General features: G+C 41.1%; 28 protein-coding genes. All 28 read right to left on the reverse strand.

What is annotated here, in order from left to right:
• Window positions 1-10: 10 nt before the first annotated feature.
• The 28 genes from K5Q29_RS01865 to K5Q29_RS02000 all read right to left on the reverse strand — a co-directional run bounded on the left by K5Q29_RS01865 (window position 11) and on the right by K5Q29_RS02000 (window position 17,718).
• Window positions 11-430: a hypothetical protein gene (locus K5Q29_RS01865; RefSeq protein ID WP_024414205.1), complete on the reverse strand. Its 420-nt coding sequence runs from the start codon at window positions 428-430 to the stop codon at window positions 11-13.
• 10 nt (window positions 431-440) lie between these two features.
• Entirely contained in the window at window positions 441-1,010 is a 570-nt protein-coding gene (locus K5Q29_RS01870; RefSeq protein WP_014636346.1) for a major tail protein, read from the reverse strand.
• A gap of 1 nt (window position 1,011) precedes the next feature.
• The gene (locus tag K5Q29_RS01875; RefSeq protein ID WP_221876876.1) at window positions 1,012-1,338 is read right to left on the reverse strand and encodes a hypothetical protein; all 327 of its coding nucleotides are present in this window, start codon (window positions 1,336-1,338) and stop codon (window positions 1,012-1,014) included.
• Between the two features lie 6 nt (window positions 1,339-1,344).
• Window positions 1,345-1,713, reverse strand: a complete 369-nt coding sequence (locus K5Q29_RS01880) for an HK97 gp10 family phage protein (RefSeq protein WP_221876877.1) — start codon at window positions 1,711-1,713, stop codon at window positions 1,345-1,347.
• Window positions 1,706-2,044, reverse strand: coding sequence for a head-tail adaptor protein (locus K5Q29_RS01885; RefSeq protein ID WP_221876878.1), 339 nt, complete (start codon window positions 2,042-2,044; stop codon window positions 1,706-1,708). Before K5Q29_RS01885 ends, K5Q29_RS01880 begins: the two co-directional genes overlap by 8 nt.
• The gene (locus K5Q29_RS01890; protein WP_026217052.1) at window positions 2,044-2,301 is read right to left on the reverse strand and encodes a head-tail connector protein; all 258 of its coding nucleotides are present in this window, start codon (window positions 2,299-2,301) and stop codon (window positions 2,044-2,046) included. Before K5Q29_RS01890 ends, K5Q29_RS01885 begins: the two co-directional genes overlap by 1 nt.
• Before the next feature lie 2 nt (window positions 2,302-2,303).
• A complete protein-coding gene (locus K5Q29_RS01895) occupies window positions 2,304-3,509 on the reverse strand; it encodes a phage major capsid protein (RefSeq protein ID WP_221876880.1) in 1,206 nt (401 codons plus the stop codon).
• A gap of 18 nt (window positions 3,510-3,527) precedes the next feature.
• A complete protein-coding gene (locus tag K5Q29_RS01900; RefSeq protein ID WP_221876882.1) occupies window positions 3,528-4,223 on the reverse strand; it encodes a head maturation protease, ClpP-related in 696 nt (231 codons plus the stop codon).
• On the reverse strand, window positions 4,216-5,499 hold the full coding sequence (locus K5Q29_RS01905; RefSeq protein ID WP_105155619.1) for a phage portal protein: 1,284 nt from the start codon (window positions 5,497-5,499) through the stop codon (window positions 4,216-4,218). Before K5Q29_RS01905 ends, K5Q29_RS01900 begins: the two co-directional genes overlap by 8 nt.
• Window positions 5,500-5,556: 57 nt before the next feature.
• A complete protein-coding gene (locus K5Q29_RS01910) occupies window positions 5,557-5,901 on the reverse strand; it encodes a hypothetical protein (protein ID WP_221876883.1) in 345 nt (114 codons plus the stop codon).
• Between the two features lie 136 nt (window positions 5,902-6,037).
• Window positions 6,038-6,376 carry a type II toxin-antitoxin system RelE/ParE family toxin gene (locus tag K5Q29_RS01915; protein WP_221876884.1) on the reverse strand — a complete coding sequence of 113 codons (339 nt, stop codon included), beginning with the start codon at window positions 6,374-6,376 and terminating at the stop codon, window positions 6,038-6,040.
• Entirely contained in the window at window positions 6,376-6,678 is a 303-nt protein-coding gene (locus K5Q29_RS01920; protein ID WP_014636336.1) for a type II toxin-antitoxin system RelB/DinJ family antitoxin, read from the reverse strand. The genes K5Q29_RS01915 and K5Q29_RS01920 overlap by 1 nt, the downstream gene beginning before the upstream one ends.
• A 59-nt stretch (window positions 6,679-6,737) precedes the next feature.
• Window positions 6,738-8,330 (reverse strand): terminase large subunit, encoded by a 1,593-nt coding sequence (locus K5Q29_RS01925; RefSeq protein ID WP_221876885.1) that lies wholly within the window; start codon window positions 8,328-8,330, stop codon window positions 6,738-6,740.
• The gene (locus tag K5Q29_RS01930; RefSeq protein WP_024414194.1) at window positions 8,327-8,800 is read right to left on the reverse strand and encodes a phage terminase small subunit P27 family; all 474 of its coding nucleotides are present in this window, start codon (window positions 8,798-8,800) and stop codon (window positions 8,327-8,329) included. The genes K5Q29_RS01925 and K5Q29_RS01930 overlap by 4 nt, the downstream gene beginning before the upstream one ends.
• A gap of 51 nt (window positions 8,801-8,851) precedes the next feature.
• Window positions 8,852-9,082, reverse strand: a complete 231-nt coding sequence (locus K5Q29_RS01935; RefSeq protein WP_221876886.1) for a hypothetical protein — start codon at window positions 9,080-9,082, stop codon at window positions 8,852-8,854.
• Between the two features lies 1 nt (window position 9,083).
• Window positions 9,084-9,296 carry a DUF4314 domain-containing protein gene (locus K5Q29_RS01940; protein WP_014636333.1) on the reverse strand — a complete coding sequence of 71 codons (213 nt, stop codon included), beginning with the start codon at window positions 9,294-9,296 and terminating at the stop codon, window positions 9,084-9,086.
• 1 nt (window position 9,297) lies between these two features.
• Window positions 9,298-9,546, reverse strand: a complete 249-nt coding sequence (locus K5Q29_RS01945) for a hypothetical protein (protein ID WP_221876887.1) — start codon at window positions 9,544-9,546, stop codon at window positions 9,298-9,300.
• A gap of 72 nt (window positions 9,547-9,618) precedes the next feature.
• Entirely contained in the window at window positions 9,619-10,899 is a 1,281-nt protein-coding gene (locus K5Q29_RS01950) for a DNA cytosine methyltransferase (RefSeq protein WP_221876888.1), read from the reverse strand.
• Entirely contained in the window at window positions 10,896-11,486 is a 591-nt protein-coding gene (locus K5Q29_RS01955) for an HNH endonuclease (RefSeq protein WP_024407638.1), read from the reverse strand. The genes K5Q29_RS01950 and K5Q29_RS01955 overlap by 4 nt, the downstream gene beginning before the upstream one ends.
• Window positions 11,486-12,739, reverse strand: a complete 1,254-nt coding sequence (locus K5Q29_RS01960) for a site-specific DNA-methyltransferase (RefSeq protein WP_024407639.1) — start codon at window positions 12,737-12,739, stop codon at window positions 11,486-11,488. Before K5Q29_RS01960 ends, K5Q29_RS01955 begins: the two co-directional genes overlap by 1 nt.
• Entirely contained in the window at window positions 12,711-13,172 is a 462-nt protein-coding gene (locus tag K5Q29_RS01965; protein WP_221876889.1) for a helix-turn-helix domain-containing protein, read from the reverse strand. Before K5Q29_RS01965 ends, K5Q29_RS01960 begins: the two co-directional genes overlap by 29 nt.
• A 298-nt stretch (window positions 13,173-13,470) precedes the next feature.
• Window positions 13,471-13,836 carry an HNH endonuclease gene (locus K5Q29_RS01970; protein WP_029180477.1) on the reverse strand — a complete coding sequence of 122 codons (366 nt, stop codon included), beginning with the start codon at window positions 13,834-13,836 and terminating at the stop codon, window positions 13,471-13,473.
• Between the two features lies 1 nt (window position 13,837).
• Window positions 13,838-14,875: a methionine adenosyltransferase gene (metK, locus tag K5Q29_RS01975; RefSeq protein ID WP_029180476.1), complete on the reverse strand. Its 1,038-nt coding sequence runs from the start codon at window positions 14,873-14,875 to the stop codon at window positions 13,838-13,840.
• A gap of 44 nt (window positions 14,876-14,919) precedes the next feature.
• On the reverse strand, window positions 14,920-15,102 hold the full coding sequence (locus K5Q29_RS01980) for a DUF6900 domain-containing protein (RefSeq protein ID WP_014638129.1): 183 nt from the start codon (window positions 15,100-15,102) through the stop codon (window positions 14,920-14,922).
• A gap of 88 nt (window positions 15,103-15,190) precedes the next feature.
• Window positions 15,191-15,418: a hypothetical protein gene (locus K5Q29_RS01985; protein WP_029180475.1), complete on the reverse strand. Its 228-nt coding sequence runs from the start codon at window positions 15,416-15,418 to the stop codon at window positions 15,191-15,193.
• Window positions 15,419-15,610: 192 nt separating this feature from the next.
• Window positions 15,611-16,087, reverse strand: coding sequence for a hypothetical protein (locus tag K5Q29_RS01990; RefSeq protein WP_029180474.1), 477 nt, complete (start codon window positions 16,085-16,087; stop codon window positions 15,611-15,613).
• The gene (locus K5Q29_RS01995) at window positions 16,080-17,456 is read right to left on the reverse strand and encodes an SNF2-related protein (RefSeq protein WP_221876890.1); all 1,377 of its coding nucleotides are present in this window, start codon (window positions 17,454-17,456) and stop codon (window positions 16,080-16,082) included. Before K5Q29_RS01995 ends, K5Q29_RS01990 begins: the two co-directional genes overlap by 8 nt.
• A complete protein-coding gene (locus K5Q29_RS02000) occupies window positions 17,437-17,718 on the reverse strand; it encodes a VRR-NUC domain-containing protein (protein ID WP_058621803.1) in 282 nt (93 codons plus the stop codon). The genes K5Q29_RS01995 and K5Q29_RS02000 overlap by 20 nt, the downstream gene beginning before the upstream one ends.
• Between the last annotated feature and the right edge of the window lie 170 nt (window positions 17,719-17,888).

A 17,888-nucleotide genomic window follows, 5' to 3' on the forward strand; every position in this document is an offset into this window, starting at 1 on the left:
AAATAGCTCTCTACTGTGAAGATTTCCTCACTCGCTGTTTCTGTTTCATCTGCTTTTTTCTGGTTGACATCCCTTGGTTCAACATATTCATCAAGACAGGGGCTACTTCCTGAACTGGAAATTCCTCCAATTCCATGAAGAAATCCACAAAAGGTTTCACACGAGGATTGGCAGATTTGGCAAAAACCCAAAAAAGACGATGGAAAAAGGTCATATCAAAGTCAGATAAGATAGACACATCAACCTGACTTGCCTTGAGTTCTTCCCCTTCCTCCAGCTGGTCTAGCTTATCCAAGATAGCTTGACTATTGACCATAGAAAAGAGATCTTGGAAATAGTCCTTACCAAACTGCTCTTTATAAGCAATTGGTGTGTAGGCATTGGTAGCTAACTCGTAGGTTGTTCCTGCTATGGTAATACTTTCTCTCATTGCCTACTCCTTACTTACGAGGTTCAAAAACTGCCTTGAACCAATTTTGACGAATCTCATCACTCGTTTCCTCTGTTGTTCGTCGACGTACAACCTTATCGAGTGGGCGAGGACTGGCAGTAAAGGTCAACTCTACCTCATTGATATCCGAACCTGACTTGGTTTTTGAACCAACAGTCGGACGAGATGCGTAACAATAATACAAAACGTGTAATGTTTCTTTTTTATCCCCTTCAAAACGGAACATCAACGCAAAATTTTTCTTTTCGCTATTTGCGATTTCTGAAATGGTATTTGTCGTCGCATCCAACTGTTCTCCGAGGACTCGAGTCAAAAATTCCTGCGTTAGAAGTGCAACTTTTAGTGTTCCTTCATAACCATCGTTTGACTCCGTTGTATAAAAATTGATATTGTCTGCCTTATAAGACCCCTTGTCTCCTGTTGGTTCAAGAGTTAATTCTGCAGCACCACGAAGTCGTTCCACATTGCCGTATGTCAACGTACCATCAGAACCTTCGCTTGTAACTTCTGCCCAATGGACATCTTGTAGTCCAAAGGTGACCTTATTCTTTTCAGCCATACTATCCTCCATGTAATGTGATGTAATAGGTTATTTGGTAGAGTTTCTCAGATGAGATATAGGTCTCTACTTTTTCAAAATAAATAAGGTGGCTGTCAAATAATGACTCCACCTTTTGTTCAGTTGCTAAATCTTTCTTAGTAGTATAGAGTTCCACTTGCAGGTTATTCTGCTTATGATAGGTCCAATTGTCTGCACCATGATTTTCTGAATCAGTCACCAAATATACTAGATACGGTGGTCTTGGACGACTCCCTTCTTCAAAATGATGGTAGGCAACTGGGAGCTGTAATTCTTTGAGAATGGAGTACATTTCACTTAGGAACATGTCTTATCACACTCGCTTTCTCAGTTTCTCTTCTAAGGATTGTATTGCTTGTTTTTCTACAGGAGAGATATGCTTTATCCCCTCAACTCGCCCACCAGATCTTTTGGCATGACCATTTTCTAATAGATGCGTCAGGCCTGGCGTTCGATTATGAATGGTCTTGGTTAGACCTGTACTGGTATCAATCGTTGCTTTACTCTTCCACCCTTTGGCATAGGAACCACTCTTTCTCGGTGACGTTGCTTTCAAGGATTCAATAGATTCCTCAGTGACTTCCTCTACAACTTCACGCATCACCTCTGTTGTATCCTGCACATACTCAGCCAGCTCATTTGCGATGGCAGATTCTAGTGCACCCAATTCAATTCTAGTCATAACTCTCCTCCTTAATGGCGACGATGTAAATCAGTTGCCTTGGTACTGTATCTCCATCAATCGACTCAATCTCATAGGTTTGACCACGAAATTGAATGCGAGTCGTTAAGGTATGAAGTCCAAGAATTGCTTTTTCATACCTGAGGGTGAACTGGACTTTCTCTTGTTCCAGTTTTGTCACACTCCCATCCCTTTCGGTCAAGGTGAGAGGACGACAAGAGCACCACCGTTCAAATAAAGGTATCCATGTCGAACTTTCATTGCCAATCTCATCTTGAACAATCTGTCGAACATGAAACGACAAGCGTTCCCTCAAAGGTGCAATCTTCATCAGAACACATCCTTTCGTTCAGCCAACAATAAGTGATAAAGCGTCTCCTTCAACTCCTTATGATTTGCATCTTCTCTATGTTCATAAAGATAGGCAACCCCGTATAGGATTGCCGTCTTTAAAACTTCTGAATAAATTGATTGACGCAAAATATCTTCACAGAGTTGTTGACTGGTTTCAAGCAATTGCTCAATCAGTCCATCTTCATCATCGTGTTCCACTTTGAGATACTGTTTTGCTTCTGCTAAACTAACCATAACTACTTAGCCTTTACAGTTAGAGTCTTAACGGCTTCAGGTAGAACTAACTTACCATCCACACGTTGTGAAGCAAGAAATCCAATCTGTCCATTATTGGCATAGAGTTCATTCAGACGTTTGAAGGTACGACCCTGACGATCCGCAATCCAATAATAAGAAAAATCGCCAAATGCAATGGCTTTATTTCCTGCTTCAGGAAGTGGGGCAAAGGTTGATGTGTAGTATGGACGATTTAAAATCAAATCTGGTTGTCCAGCTTGAGTGGATGGCTGCCAAATGTAATTGCCATTGTTATCCTTGAGTTTACGGATAGCTTTGACAGTCGTATCATGTAAAATCCAAACTGCGTTCTTACGATAGGGTGCTGGTAGAGAATGATACAATTCAATCATATCGTCAAAGGTAATATCCTTTGTAGCAGTCGTTGGACCTGTAACTTCTGCCTGAGTAAAGATACCTGTCGGTTTCTTAGAACCATCACCAATCAAGAACGACTTTTCTTCTTCCGTTCCAATACGACGAGCAAATTCAGCCGTCATATAGGACTCAAGGTCAAAGACTGAATCGTTAAGTAGCTCTTCTGAAATACGAATAGCAGTCCCTATCTTATGAGAGTCGAGTGTCACTTGACCAAAGGTTTCTTCTGTTTCAGGATAAAGACCATTTTCATCCATCCATGATGCTGAACCATGTCCAGTTACAACAGGAATCTTACGCTCACCACTAGAGGTTTTGATGACAGTCGCAAGGCTGCGGAAGAAATTCTCTTCTTGTAATCCTTGAACCAGTTTCTTCTCATACTCATCAGGAACAAGATGACCACCTTCGGTATCTTCCCCTACTCGAAGGACGTCTTTGACATCAAAGAAATGACGCTTACGGACACTTGTCCAAAATGTCTTGGCATAGGTATCTGAAGCGACACCTTTCTTTTCCTCTTCAGTAGTCTTGTCATTCAAAACTGTAGTGGGCTGCCCAATTAGAGCCTGTGATGCTGGTTGAGAAAGTTCAAGGTCAATCTTTTCTTGACGCTCCAACCGAGCAATCTCTTGATTGTAGAGGTTAATTTTTGATTCCATATCATCATAGCGTTTGGAATCTTCCTCTGACACCAATCCGTCTTCTGAGCGAACAGAATCAAGGAAGGTTTTTGCTTGTTGCCAAGCTTGGTTACGTTTTTCTTTCAATTCAAGTAATTTAGACATCAGTTCATATTCCTTTCATTATTTGAGCAAATTCAATCGTTTTTCCAACTGATTGATAGGGATTGTTTTCTTTGGTTGTTGGACTTCAAGTTTCGCCTGCATTTTTACAAGTAAATCTTGTTGGGCAGCATTTCGACTGAAAGAATAACTCTCAGTATCCATTCCCTGATCATCTTGTTTGTCAAAGAGAATCTTGTCCGCAAAGCCTAGTTCAACAGCCTTTTTGGCATTGAACCAAGACTCTGAGTCCATGAGGTGCGAGAGTTTGGTTCTTGAAAGTCCTGTTCTTAGTTCATAGGCATTGATGATGGATTCCTTAATTTCTCCCAACATTTCAATGACCTTCTGCATGTCCTTGGCTTCACCTTGTGCCACAGTCCAAGGGTTGTGAATCATCATCATGGCAACTGGACTCATAGAAACCGTTGTACCTGCCATGGCAATGACACTCGCAGCACTTGCGGCTAATCCATCAATCACTACATGGACATCACCTTTGTAATCCATCAGCATGTTATAGATTTGAGCAGCCGCAAAAACATCACCCCCTGGACTATTAATCCAGAGGGTGATGTCTCCGTTTCCTGCATGTAAATCATTTTTAAATACTTTTGGCGTGACTTCATCGCCAAACCACGTCTCATCAGCAATCTGTCCTTCTATACGAAGTGTTCGACCACTATCATCTTCTGTAAAATTCCAAAACTTATGCATCCATATCCTCCTCAGATTGAGTTTCTTGTTCTGGCGGTGCTTGTTTCATAAAGCCACCCGCATCCTTCAGTTTCGTCATGTTTCCGTTTATCAAGTAGAGATTACCTCCTTCTTCATCTGAAAGGAGGTTCAAATCCTCAAGTTCACGAATATCATTCGTTGAGAGCCAGCCGTTTTGTCTACCAATCGCATAGCCATTCATTCGACTCTGATAGTCTCCACGTAGAAGACCATCCACATTGAACTTCACAAAGTAGGTTTTCTTTTCTTCAGGTAAAAAAAGAGACCTCTTGAAAGCCTGTTCTAGACGAACTACCCAAGGGTCTAAGGTATATTTAACAAATTCTAAAGACTGTTGCTCAATGTTTGAAAATGAGGATTTCTCCAAGTCACCAACCATATGAGGTGGAATGCGGTAGAGCCTTGCAATTTCATTGATTTGGAATTTTCTTGTCTGAAGAAACTGGGCTTCTTCAGGCGGTATGCCTACTTGAGTGTATTTCATCCCTTCCTCAAGAACTGCCACTTTGTGGGCATTGGTTACCCCATTATAGACTGCATTCCATGAATCTCTCACTCGTTTAGGATCTTTGAGAATACCTGGGTGTTCCAAAACGCCACCTGGATTTGCACCATTTTTAAAGAATGATGCCCCATAGTTTTCCGTAGCTAAGGTCATACCGATAGCATTTTTTGCAAGAGCAATTGGAGAATAACCTATCAAGCCGTCAAAACCTAGACCAGGAACATGAAGCACATCCTCTGCTTTCAATATAGCATCTCCCTTTTCCTTAAAGTTTGGATTTTCTTCTGACTGACGCTTGTATTTGTAATAGAGCTTTCCACTCTCGTCCCGATGTACAGACATTTTATCTGGCAAAAGTGGGTAGAGACTGATAACCTGTCCGCTTCTATCTCGGATAATCTGGACATAGGCGTTGCCCCATATCAATAGATGGGTCATCAAGGTTTCTCTAAAAACAAAGGATGACATCTCAGGGTTAGGTTCATCATGCAAGAGAAAATATAGGGGATGTTCCACCTTTTTCTCCTTTCCAGTTGCCGTTCTCTCGTAAACATGAATGGGTAGTGAAGCTACTGCTTCAGCCAAGATACGGACACAAGCATAAACAGCTGTCGTCTGCATAGCTTTAAACTCATCCACATTCTCCCCACTGGTCGTTCGTCCAAACAGATATGAAAAGTCCTGTCCTTCATAACTATTTCGTGGTTTATCCCTAGCACGCTTACGTCCCAGTAAATCTAGTAGTCCCATACTTCCTCCTTTTGAGTACGAAAAAAGCACCTCGATTGAAGTGCTTATCGTTTGTTCTTAGATGTTTTTCATTTCTCCTTCTTCAAGAAGATACCATGTTTTGTCGCTTTCTTGAAAAAGATAAATGTAATCTGCCAGGGTATCCTCTGCCAATTGACTTATGTCACCGATGAAACGATGTTGCTGGGCATTCTCCTGTAAGTCATCGTGTTCAATTTTGTCAAGACTATCTTCAAGCCGAATGATATCACCTTTCTGAAGTAATGCACGAATTTCTTTGCTTGATTTAAAGTGTTTCTTTAGAAGTTCCCCAGTGTATTCTGGATATCCTTCATACGCTACCTCGATTGTTTGTGCTGTATGGTTTTTCGTCAATAATCCAATCCGTGCTTTTGTTGCCATTGTTTTGTTCCCCTCTTCTTTTTGTAGTCACATATTACCGTAGAAGCAAGGACTTATCAAGTCATTTTGGCGATATTATCAACTATTTTTTGAACACTTTGAATAGAAAAAGCACCTCCGCTTGGAGATGCCAATATTAGTTCACATCATTATCTTCTGCGATATCTCTCAATAATGCATCAATGTTAGAAGTACCATGTAATACTCGAAGTACAGTTACAACCTCTCCAACAAAACGATAAAATATAACATAGTTTTTAACAATAAGTTTTCGAATCAAAATACCCTCACTCTCAAACCCTTCAAGAATAGGACAACGTTCTGGAAACGTTGATAAGGATTTGATGGATTGTTCAAAGAGATGGATATTTTTATCTGCTGTTAAGGGTGATTGTAGCTCTATCGCAATAAAGCGATAAATGGCAGTCAAATCGTCACTGGCTTGTTTTGTCAATCTCACGGGATATTCAATCATTAATTTACCCCTTTAATACCTTTGAAAAAATCTTCCGCCAATATCGTTTCTTCATGATCCGCTGAGTGATAGCTCTGCACCAACAGGTCTTTCAATTCACCAGCAGACAGTGGTGAGACATCTACAGAAGAAGGTGCTTGTGGTAAGGCAATATCAAACGGAATGCTTCGTGTCATAGAAACCTGCTTTAATAGTAGGGTAATCAATGTAGACATAGGCATTCCAAGCTCTTTCAAGACACTTTCTGCATTTAATTTATCATCCGAATCAACACGTACATTTAAAGTGGCTGTTTTTCCCATACTACTTCTCCTTTAAATTTTGTACTGCAATTGTAACGTATTTTGCTTTATTTTGTCAACTAAAAACTCAATATACCACGTTCATCATAAACACTTCCTTCTTCGGTTTGGTGACGAATACAACGGTCCAGCCCCATAATGAGTGCAACAATACCGTCAATCTTCTCGACTGACTTTTCCTTATCAGGCTTAATATTGCCAGCAGGGTCTTGTCTCATGACTACGTTTTGTCCCATCCATTTCAGAACTGGATGCCCACCATGTTGAATCTTGCCTTCCATCATAAGTTTATAGAGTTCCTTTGATGGTGGACTCATATCCTTGTATCCCTGACCGAAAGGCACCATGGTCAAGCCCATTCCTTCTAGATTCTGAACCATCTGTGTCGCATTCCAACGGTCATAGGCTATCTCCTTGATATGATAGATTTCCGATAAGTCTTCAATAAATTTTTCGATAAAACCATAATGAACGACATTACCTTCTGTAGTTTTGATGTAACCCTGACGCTCCCAAACATCATATAGAACATGGTCACGTCGACATCTAAGCTCCAATGTATCCTCAGGTAGCCAGAAAAATGGCAGAACGATATAATTCTCCTCTTCAAATCTAGGAGGGAACACCAAGACTAAAGCCGTTATATCTGACGTACTAGAAAGGTCTAAACCTGCATAACAGCTACGACCCTTGAGACTTTCATATTGGATGGGATCATTTCCCTTCGCATAAACATGTTCTGGAATCCAAGCAACACTTGAGCTTGTCCACATATTTAGACGGAGCTGCTTAAATACATTCTCTTCTGCAGGATTGTCTAGTGCCTGTTGGTAGGCTTCTCGAACTCTGTCAATCCCAATAGTATGCCCTAATGAAGGGTTGGCTTTGAGCCAGTTAGCTTCATCATTCCAATCATCTTCATCAGATAAACCATAAACCACTGGATAGAATGAAGTGTCCTTCTTTCTACCATTCAGAATATCCAATGCTTTGGTATGTAACTCATAACAGATAGAGTTTCTATCCGTTCCAGCTGTTGTGATAATAAAAAAGAGGGGTTGTTCCCTTGCGTCTCCTGACCCCTTGGTCAATACATCATACAAATGACGATTAGGCTGAGCGTGGATTTCATCAAAGACTAAGCCAGAAACGTTTAGTCCATGTTTTGTCCCAGTCTCTGCGGAGAGAACTTGGTAAAAACCAGCGTTAGAATAATTTACAATACGCTTGGTTGCTCCCATTATCTTTGAACGCTTTTCTAAAGGGCGACTCATCTGCACCATTTGCTTGGCTACATCAAATACGATTGACGCTTGGTTTCGGTCACAAGCGGCACCATATACTTCTGCACTGGCTTCATTATCCGCATATAGTAGATAAAGAGCGATAGCTGCTGCTAGCTCAGACTTGCCATTCTTTTTTGGAATTTCTATATAGGCTGTTAAGAATTGGCGATTACCATCTTCCTTGACAATTCCAAATAGGTCACGGACAATCTGTTCCTGCCACGGCAACAAATCAAATCGCTTTCCTGCCCACTTGCCTTTGGTGTGGGAGAGGTTATTGATAAAGGTTACTGCCCTATCAGCCTTTGCCTTATCATAGTGTGAGGTTGGAAGCATGAATGGACTTAGTTCATAATGATAGCTCATAAAATTCCTCCTAACAAATCTTCCATTTCATCACCTGTACCAACTTCCGCATCCATCGTTGCTAATCGGTTTCGTGCTGAAGGTGTCAAACCAAATTGCTCACAGAATTTAAGCATGATTTTGAGGTTGGTCTGGCTGATAGAGACTTGAGGGACTTGTTGGAGATAGCCATTCGGAGTTTTGATAATGGAGCCATGCTTGGAAAGGAATTCTTCTGCCTCTTTCCAGCGAGCGTATGCTTGACAGTAACCTGCAAAAGCAGTCATGTCCATTTCGGTTAAAATTCCCATCTGTTCGAGAATTTTTCCCATCCGTTTCCACTCCTTTTTTGCATCATCTTCAAGCCACTGTGGGCAACGTGGGGCTTTTTGTTTGGGTTTGACTTCATTCGTAGGGAGTGGTCGCTTACCAGGATTTCCCTCAAGTATTTTCATATTCGTAGGCTTTGGTTTTCGCCCCCTGATTGCCACAATCTCACCTCCTTTAGAGTAAGAAAAAAAGAACTCAATTCGAGTTCATTCTTAAAGTTCATTAAAGTTATCAAGTACGGCCTGATAGACAATTCTGTCAATATCGTCCATGTTATCTATTTCATTCCCATATCTATATTGGTAGATATATTCACCATCACGTTTTATTGTCAGTATTCTAATCCATGCACCGTCTATATTCCTTGGGTCTGTTGTGTCTTCACGGAGAAATTCACAAGCGTAATGTCTGTCTCCAACCGTTCGAGTCATAATTTCCCACATCTCACATTACCTTTTCTACGATATCAATACCATACAAAACATTTAAGCAACTGCCATTTTCCCACTTAACTAAGAGTGAACCAATGTCATCCACTCCAATCACAGTTCCAAGTGTGCCTTTAGGAACTGGATGTGGGTCATCCATTTTTACTAGTCTAACCTTTGTACCAACTGGATAGATTGCCTTTAGGTTATTGAACATTTTTGCGTCCATGTTATTCTCCAATCTTTTCAAACGCCCACTTAACTGCATGCCCAAAGTCTTCGAATGTTCCTGCTTCTTGGTAAATGCGGTCAAATCTGCGGTCAAAGTTTTCAAACTCTTCAAGACTATCAGCCGTTTCGTAAATCTCAACTTCTGTTCCATTATACCCATTCGATGCAACGATGACCCAATCTTTGTAAGGAATGATGCTTGCGGTTGCTGGGTAGATGTCGTAAAGTTTTTCAAGTGTTGTTGTCATGGATGTGTTCTCCTCTTCCTTTGTTGTGTACATATTACCTCTAAAGGAGACATATATCCAGTCATTTCTCGATTATTTTGAAGATATTTTCGATAATTCTTCGCTTGCTAGAATGGCATATCCAATGGCATAAACAACTGTTACCGTCACACCATTTCCAGCCTGTTTATATAGTTGAGCATCGGAGTTTACTGCTTGGGCTTTCTCGAACAAATCATCTGAAAATCCTTGTAGGCGAAAACATTCTCGAGGGGTTAAGCGTCTGATTTTTACAACTCGATCATTCCAAACTACAGCACCCATTTGACCACCACAGGAGAGGTTATGGGCAATTCCTTTCCCAACTCTTGCTCGTCTCGTTGGTGAGTTGGGATAAGATAAATCCACCGAATCTCCAACCTCTGCAACTTGATAACCTTGCTTCGTACCATTTCTGACCTTGATGCCTTCAAGAACACCATGGCGGTCTTGAGAGGTCAATGTGAACATTGGCTCATCCTGTTCCTTGAGCCTACGCCCATTTTGACGCTTGTTGATTCGATTGGGTGTCAGAATGGGTTGTATTTCGAGTACTCCAGAATTCATCGCAGTCCGTTTTGTAGCTCCAGCAGTATATCGTGCAGTGATACAACGTGCCTCATCTGTCAACTTTGGTTCTGTCAAAGATTGGTCAATTAGATAAAGACCTGTTTTAGCACCTAGTCCTCCACCCTCACCAACAAGAGTTGTGGCAATTCCACTAGGGTCGTAGACACGGTAGCTTTGCATACCACCTACAAGTTGCTTAAGATGGCTACCGCTTTCTCCGCTGATAGGTAGTACTTTTCGTCGACCTCTACTTCTAAGATGTCCGAGAGTGTAGATGCGTTCTCGATTTTGGGGAACTCCGTAGTCTTTTGAATTGAACACTTGCCACTCAAGGTCGTACCCTGCTTCATCCAAGATAGAGAGATAGTCGAGATAATCTCGTCCCCCGCCACTTGATAAAAGTCCCTTAACATTTTCAAGGAGTATCCACTCGGGTTTATCTTCTTCCTCTTGGCTTTGGAGGAGGTCAACAAATGTAAAAAAGAGTCCACTTCGTTCACCGTATAGTCCTGCTCGCTTCCCTGCGATAGACACATTTTGACAAGGGCTTCCCGCAGTCCATAAATCTGCATTTGGAAGTTGTGTTGGGTCAATGCTTGTAATGTCGTCATGAAACCATTCTCCTTTCGTGTCATACATTGCTTCATAAGATTTTCGTGCAAACTTATCCTTCTCACAGTAACCGATACATTTGAAACCCGCTAGTTCCAAACCACGACGAAAACCACCCACTCCTGCAAAGAAATCAAGAAAAGTTAAGGTCATACCGTCTCCTCCCTATAATTTGTTAAAGCGAATGACTTATAATTCCTACATATTTTCTCAACTTTATTACGAATCCAGTTTGGTACTTCAGGAACTTTGTTATAACGACCGTACTCACCAAACAACAATTCAATGCCAACATTCCTAGCTTGGGTTGCCTCTAGGAATGTATCATAATAACCCAGGTGAATATCACGTTGAGAGATTTTGATTCTGGCACGATATTTTTGTCTTGGTTTATAATAACTAACCCCTGTTACTCCAGAAGTATTATTTGATTGTAGACCTTGATTTATTTGGTTTTGTTGATGCGTACAAAAACGAATATTCTCAGAACGATTATCAAAGGTATCTAGATTAATGTGGTCGATTTCATATCCATGGCGATGACCAAATAAGTAACGATGAAGATATTTGCCTTTCGCACAAATAATGTACGACTTTGCATCTTCATCGTTACTTTTATTTCGGTAGAAGTTAATATCTTCTATAAGTGAGAATCTGTCTCTATCAAACCTAAATTGAGTGCCATCTTTCAAAGTTCCTATACCAATTGAACCAATAAATGAATAGTGAACATTAGACATTACATCCCCCCTAACTGTTTCACTGCTTCTTCATAACTGATTGATTGACCTTCACGGACTACCGTCACATCTGTATTGTCCGTTGCTTCCATGTAGCGTTTCACAATGACATCCACAAACTTCTCATCAAGTTCAATCCCATAACAGATACGTCCTGTCTGGTCTGCCGCAATGAGGGTTGACCCAGACCCAAGGAAAGGATCCAATACCAAAGTCCCTCTCATGGATGAATTTTGAATAGGGTAAGCCATGAGCTGAATCGGCTTCATGGTTGGATGGTCTTTGCTGGACTTAGGACGGTCGTATTCCCAAATGGTCGTCTGTTTACGGTCACTGAACCATTGGTGTTTGCCTTTTTGACGCCACCCGTATAAGACTGGCTCATGTCGCCATTGATAAGGACTACGTCCAAGCACTAATGAGTTCTTCTTCCAAATGCAACATCCACTGAGATAAAAACCAGCATCCTTAAATGCCTTACGGAAGTTCAATCCTTCCGTATCCGCATGAAATACGTAGATTGAGGCGTCGACTTCCATGTGGTTCTCAACTTGAGTAAACATAGCTAAAAGAAACTGATAAAATTCAGAATCACCCATATTATCATTTTGAATTTTACCTGCCGTCTTTTCAACATCGCAATTATACGGCGGGTCTGTCACAACAAGATTGACTTTCTTATCACCTAAAAGTTGGTCGTAGGTTTCTGCCTTAGTTGAGTCACCACAAATCACTCGGTGTTTACCAAGTTGCCAGACGTCCCCACGTCTTGCTACTGTCGGTTTCTTCAACTCCTCGTCCACATCAAAGTCATCTTCAGATAACTCCTTGTCATGAATGTTGGAGAGAATGTCATCAATTTCTGGTGGTTCAAAACCAGTCAGGTCGAGATTGAAATCCGACTCCTGTAAATCCAAAAGCAAATCCGCCAAAAGCTGGTCGTCCCATTGACCGGTGATTTTGTTAAGGGCAATGTTTAGGGCCTTTTCATCTTCCTTGGATAAATCGACAATAACACATTTGGCAGTTTCATAGTCTAAGTCCTTCAATACAGTTAATCGTTGATGGCCACCAATAACCGTCAAATCTTTATTGACGATGATGGGGTCAACGTAGCCAAACTTGAGTAGGCTTTGCTTAATCTTTTCATATTCCTTGTCACCCTTTTTGAGTTTTTTTCGAGGATTGTAAGAGGCTGGGTGTAGTTCAGATAATCGAATCTCTCTAATTTCCATTGTTGGTTGACTTGTCATTGATTTCTCCTTTATAAAAGCGTGATTGGATGTAACACGAATGGCTACAATATTTTCTATTTGGATTAGCATAAGATAAAAATGACCTGCCACAATGTTGGCAAGTCAAATCTTCATATGCAGTTTTTGATTTGTCGTGTTCGTCAGAATGAGTTGTCCACCAAACCTTACGACATTTATCCGAACAGAACTTCTTTGGTCTACCTATTTTGTGAGTTTTAAGTACTTGATAACACTGAGGGCAACGAAGTCCATCATTCTGGTCGGCTTTTGCCATCTGCTTTGTCGCAGCACCATGTCCAAGCAATTCTGGATTTCGTTTACAGTATTTCTTAACGGAATCTCTAGATAAACCTGTAACCTTACCGATGAAACCATAGCTAAGACCTTCTGCGCGCATTTTCCAGATTTGTTTACGTTGACTTTCGTCCATTTGTTTTCCTTTCCAGCAAAAAAGGACTAAAAACAACTATTTTCACCATTGTTTCTAGCCTTTTTCACTATTTTATTACCAAAATGACATACTAGGGAACGCTACATCCCCACATTAGAAACGTGATAACGGTGGGAAGGAACGTCAAAATTGAGCAATTTTAATGTACCCGCTTGCGAATTTTGCGAAATTGCACGTTTGAGGGGGCGTCGGTCTTAGTCTCCCAAGGGTTTAGAGATTTCATCCCCCCTCCCCCAATGGGTGAAAAATGAGATACTTTTGTAACGAAACTCCAAGACTAAAATCGATACGTATACTCCACATATCGGTCAGTCGTCTTGGTCTTTCTATCATGACAAGACTTACAAAGTGCTTGCCAGTTAGTTTGATTCCAAAAGAGTTCTTGGTCACCTCGGTGGGGTGTGATATGGTCAACAACAGTTGCCTTGGTCAGTCGACCTTTGGCTTTGCATTGAACACAGAGTGGATGAACTTTTAAGTAACGAAGTCGTGCTTTGGTCCACTGGCCATTGTATCCTTTTGCTTTGGTTGACTTGGCATCCAGTTGGTGGTTTACTTTATGGTTCGCACAATATTTCTGTCCATATGGTACTAAGTTTGGACAACCATTTTGTTTACAAGGTGTGCTTGGTCTTCTTGGCATCTTACTTCTCCCAAGGAAGATAGGCTTTCGTGAAATGCCCGAAGCAAGATGTTTTGGTGTAGTCTACATTCAAGAGATGAAGTTCCTTAATGATCCCTTGTGGTGTTAAATCATACCGTTCACGAATCATTCCTTCCATTTGTTGTGTGGTGTAGCGACTGGTTCCAAAGGTTTCTACATGCACCGACACTGGTTCTACAACTCCAATGGCGTAGGCTAATTGTACTTCACATCGTTTCGCATACCCTTCACGAACAATATCCTTGGCAATCTTTCGTGCCATGTATGCTGCGGAGCGGTCAACCTTGCTTGGGTCTTTTCCAGAGAAGGCACCCCCACCATGATGTGCGAAACCACCATATGTATCTGCAACAATCTTACGTCCAGTAACTCCTGCATCCGCAAATGAACCACCAAGAACAAAACGTCCAGTTGGATTGACTAGAACGTTGAAATCTAGATTCTGATTGTAACGAAGAGCTACTGCCATCATAGCCTCAGTCACAATTCGCTTCACTTTGGCTAGGTCTACTGTATCTGCATGTTGGATGGAAACTAAGAAGGTGTCAATCCGTTTCTTCTCATAGTCGTAGGATACCTGTGCCTTAGCGTCCTTTCCAAGTATGGGGTGGCCAAGTGACATCAGTTTCTCAAGGACTCGAGTGGCTAGAACATAAGGAAGGGGTAGGTACTCAGGTGTTTCATCTGTCGCATAACCGAACATCATTCCTTGGTCACCAGCACCACCATTATCAACACCTTTGGCAATATCAGAACTTTGGAGTCCAAGTAGGTTAGTTACCCGAACATTCTTCATACCAAGTGGCTCGACAACCTGACGTACAATGTTCTCGAGATTAAAGTAATGTCTAGTTGAAATTTCACCAGCTACCACAACTTGGTTATCCTTGATTAAGGTTTCAACTGCCACTCGACTTGATTTATCATACTTGAGACACTCCGTCAAAATGGCATCTGAAATCTGGTCACAGATTTTATCTGGGTGTCCAACCGACACTTGTTCACTAGAAATAATCATAATTCCTCCACGCAAAAAGCCCAACCCTTGGGCTAGGCTTTGGTTTATTTTACTGATTGTCGGCCTGCTTCGTAGGCTCTCTCCAATGCTCTTTTGATTCCCCAAACCGAAACATCGTAGAAATCAAGGTTGTCACTCCAACGTTTTTCCAAAGTTTCAACTAGTAGTTCTTCTTTAGCAATCTCTGTTAAAAGGGCATTGAGTTTTTCTTCTTGGCGTTTTGTCATTGTATTGTTCTCCTCTTCTTTTGTTGTGTACATATTAACTCTAAAAAGGAGATATATCCAGTCTTTTCTGCATTAATTTAAAGATATTTTAAACAGTTAAAACCAACAAAACCGCCTCAAGAATGGCTTCACGATTTTCTGTTTCAGGATAGATTTCCCATCCTCTGTCGTAAGAAACGATTGTTTCTTCAGCTACTTCAATATCTAATTTGAAAACACATCCAAGGTCAATTCCAACTTCTGAAGGTTGGGGACTAACCTTGGCAATGTAATCCACTTTTTGTCCTTGATAATCAATCCGTCCGTCAGTCCACATGGTTATTCTCCTTTGGTTTTTCTAGGTGTATATTACCCTATCAGCCAAAGAATATCCAGTCATTTGAGGGAGATTTTTATCTATTTTGACACTTACAATTCTACCACAAATTTTGACAAAGTGAGGTCAATGTTGGGTCACACTTAGTGCAGGGGTAGGTTACTGGTAGGTTAGGGAGAGGTCAGGGAGAGGTTACTTTTCCAAAGAAAATCCCATTTTCAGATAAACTTCCCTAACATGGTCTAAGACCTTACGTCGCCAATTTCTAACAGTACTTCGGCTAATATGAAACTCTCTCATCAAGCTATCCCAATTACTATCTGTCTTAAGCATGGATTGAGCAAAATCATATAAATCTCCCTTTAGAAATTTTAAAGCCATCTCAAAATTATCAAGGTCATTAGCCAATCGGATATACCGCTGAGATAAATCTGCCAATTGTTCCTCGTTTTCCTGAATCATCTTCTCACGAAAATTCAGTGCAATCATCTCTGATCGTCGATTGGTAGGTGTACTTTTAACCCTAGGTTCATCAGATTTCTCAAAAACTAGCGAACCAATAACCTCATTTTCTGTCACTGGTTTAAAATGATCCAAACGATACTTTAACATCTCCAAGTCACTTTTAAGTTCATTGTAATGCGTCAGAATGTGCTCTGCCTTATCCATCTGCTCCTCCTACTTGTGCTTTTACAGCTGCAATCAGCCGTTCTTGTTGTGCATCTTTGTTTTCTAGTGCCTTGAGGATTTCCTCATCAATCGTTCCTTCAGTCACAATGTGTTGGATAACAACTGTTTCAGCCTCCTGGCCTTGACGCCAAAGTCGTGCATTTGTTTGTTGGTATAGTTCCAACGACCATGTTAAACCAAACCAGACCAAGTTGTGACCACCTTTTTGGAGGTTCAACCCATGACCTGCTCCAGCTGGATGAAGTAAGCCAACTGGGACATTTCCCTTGTTCCATTCACGAATATCTTCTTCTGTTTTCAACACCCGACTCTTTACCCTGAGTTTTTCTAAACGATTAATAATCCGAGCTAAGTCATGTTTGAACCAATAGGCAACTAAGACAGGTTCTCCATTTGCGGATTCAAGGATATCTTCAAGGGCATCTAGTTTCTGTTCATGTAATGCCACAACCGTATGATCATCAGTATATACGGCTCCATTGGACAACTGAACTAACTTGTTCGTCAGGCTTGCAGCATTGGCGGCAGTCACTTCTAATCCATCTAACTCTGACATTACATACTCTTTCTTAAACTGACTGTACTTTTCTTTTTCCTTTTCTGACATACGCACCAGTTTCTTGGTTGAAATCAATTCAGGCATATCCAGATAGTCTAATGCTTTCATGGAAATGGTAATATCACTAATCTTGTCTTGAATTTGACACTCCGCATAGTCCATGGGGATGTATTCATAGACAATGTTTCCGTTGCGACGACCTTCTTCAAAGTAACGACTACGAAACTCACCAATGAATCGACCAAGGCGTTCTCCTCCGTCAATGACTTTAAACTCTGCAAACAAATCCATTAGTCCGTTTGAACTTGGTGTTCCAGTCAACCCAACGATACGTTTCATGTAAGGACGCATTGCCATAAAGGCTTTGAAACGCTTGGACTGCCAAGACTTGAAAGAACTCAATTCATCAATCACTACCATATCCCACTTGAAATAGGGACTACATTGTTCCACCAACCAAGGAAGGTTTTCACGATTGACAATATAGATATCCGCATCTTTCTGGAGAGCTACTTTTCGTTGCTTGGGAGTTCCCACAATTTTCGAATACCGTAAGTGACGCAACTCCGCCCATTGCTCAATCTCATCACTCCATACTGTATTTGCGACTCGAAGTGGGGCAATAACTAAAACCCTAGTGACTTCAAATCTATCAAACATCAATTCATTCACAGCGGATAATGTTGTAGCCGTCTTCCCCATCCCCATGTCTAGGATGACTGCTGCATTAGGGTGACCTATGATGAAGTCCTTGGCGACTACCTGATAGTTATGTAATGTCAATTTCATCTAGCACCTCTCCAATCATCTCAATTCGGTCAATAACGTAAACCTTGAAACCTAACCGCTCGAACAGTTTATGCCTTGACACTTGTAACTCCCTTGGCTTTTGGTCAGGAGCTTTTACTTCCACCAAGCCAAACTTGCCATTGGGTAAAAAAACCAACCTGTCTGGCACACCAGAAAAAGATGGTGATACCCACTTAGGACAAATGCCTCCTCGAGCTTTCACAGACTTCACCAAGGCTTGCTCAACGTACTTTTCTCTCATCGTTCTAAATCCTTTCGTCAAATTGAAGTGTGTAGGTCTAGTGCAGTCATTTCCAAAACTCCTCTTATAGGCTTTTTTTATAGTAATTTTTGCTTATAGGATAGTTTTAGAAAAGACCATAATAGACCTACACAAAATCAAAAAATGTTACTCATGTTGGTCGTTTTAAG

The sequence above is a fragment of the Streptococcus sp. 2018037 genome (assembly GCF_019754195.1).
In the GTDB taxonomy this organism is placed as follows: Bacteria; Bacillota; Bacilli; order Lactobacillales; family Streptococcaceae; genus Streptococcus; species Streptococcus hashimotonensis.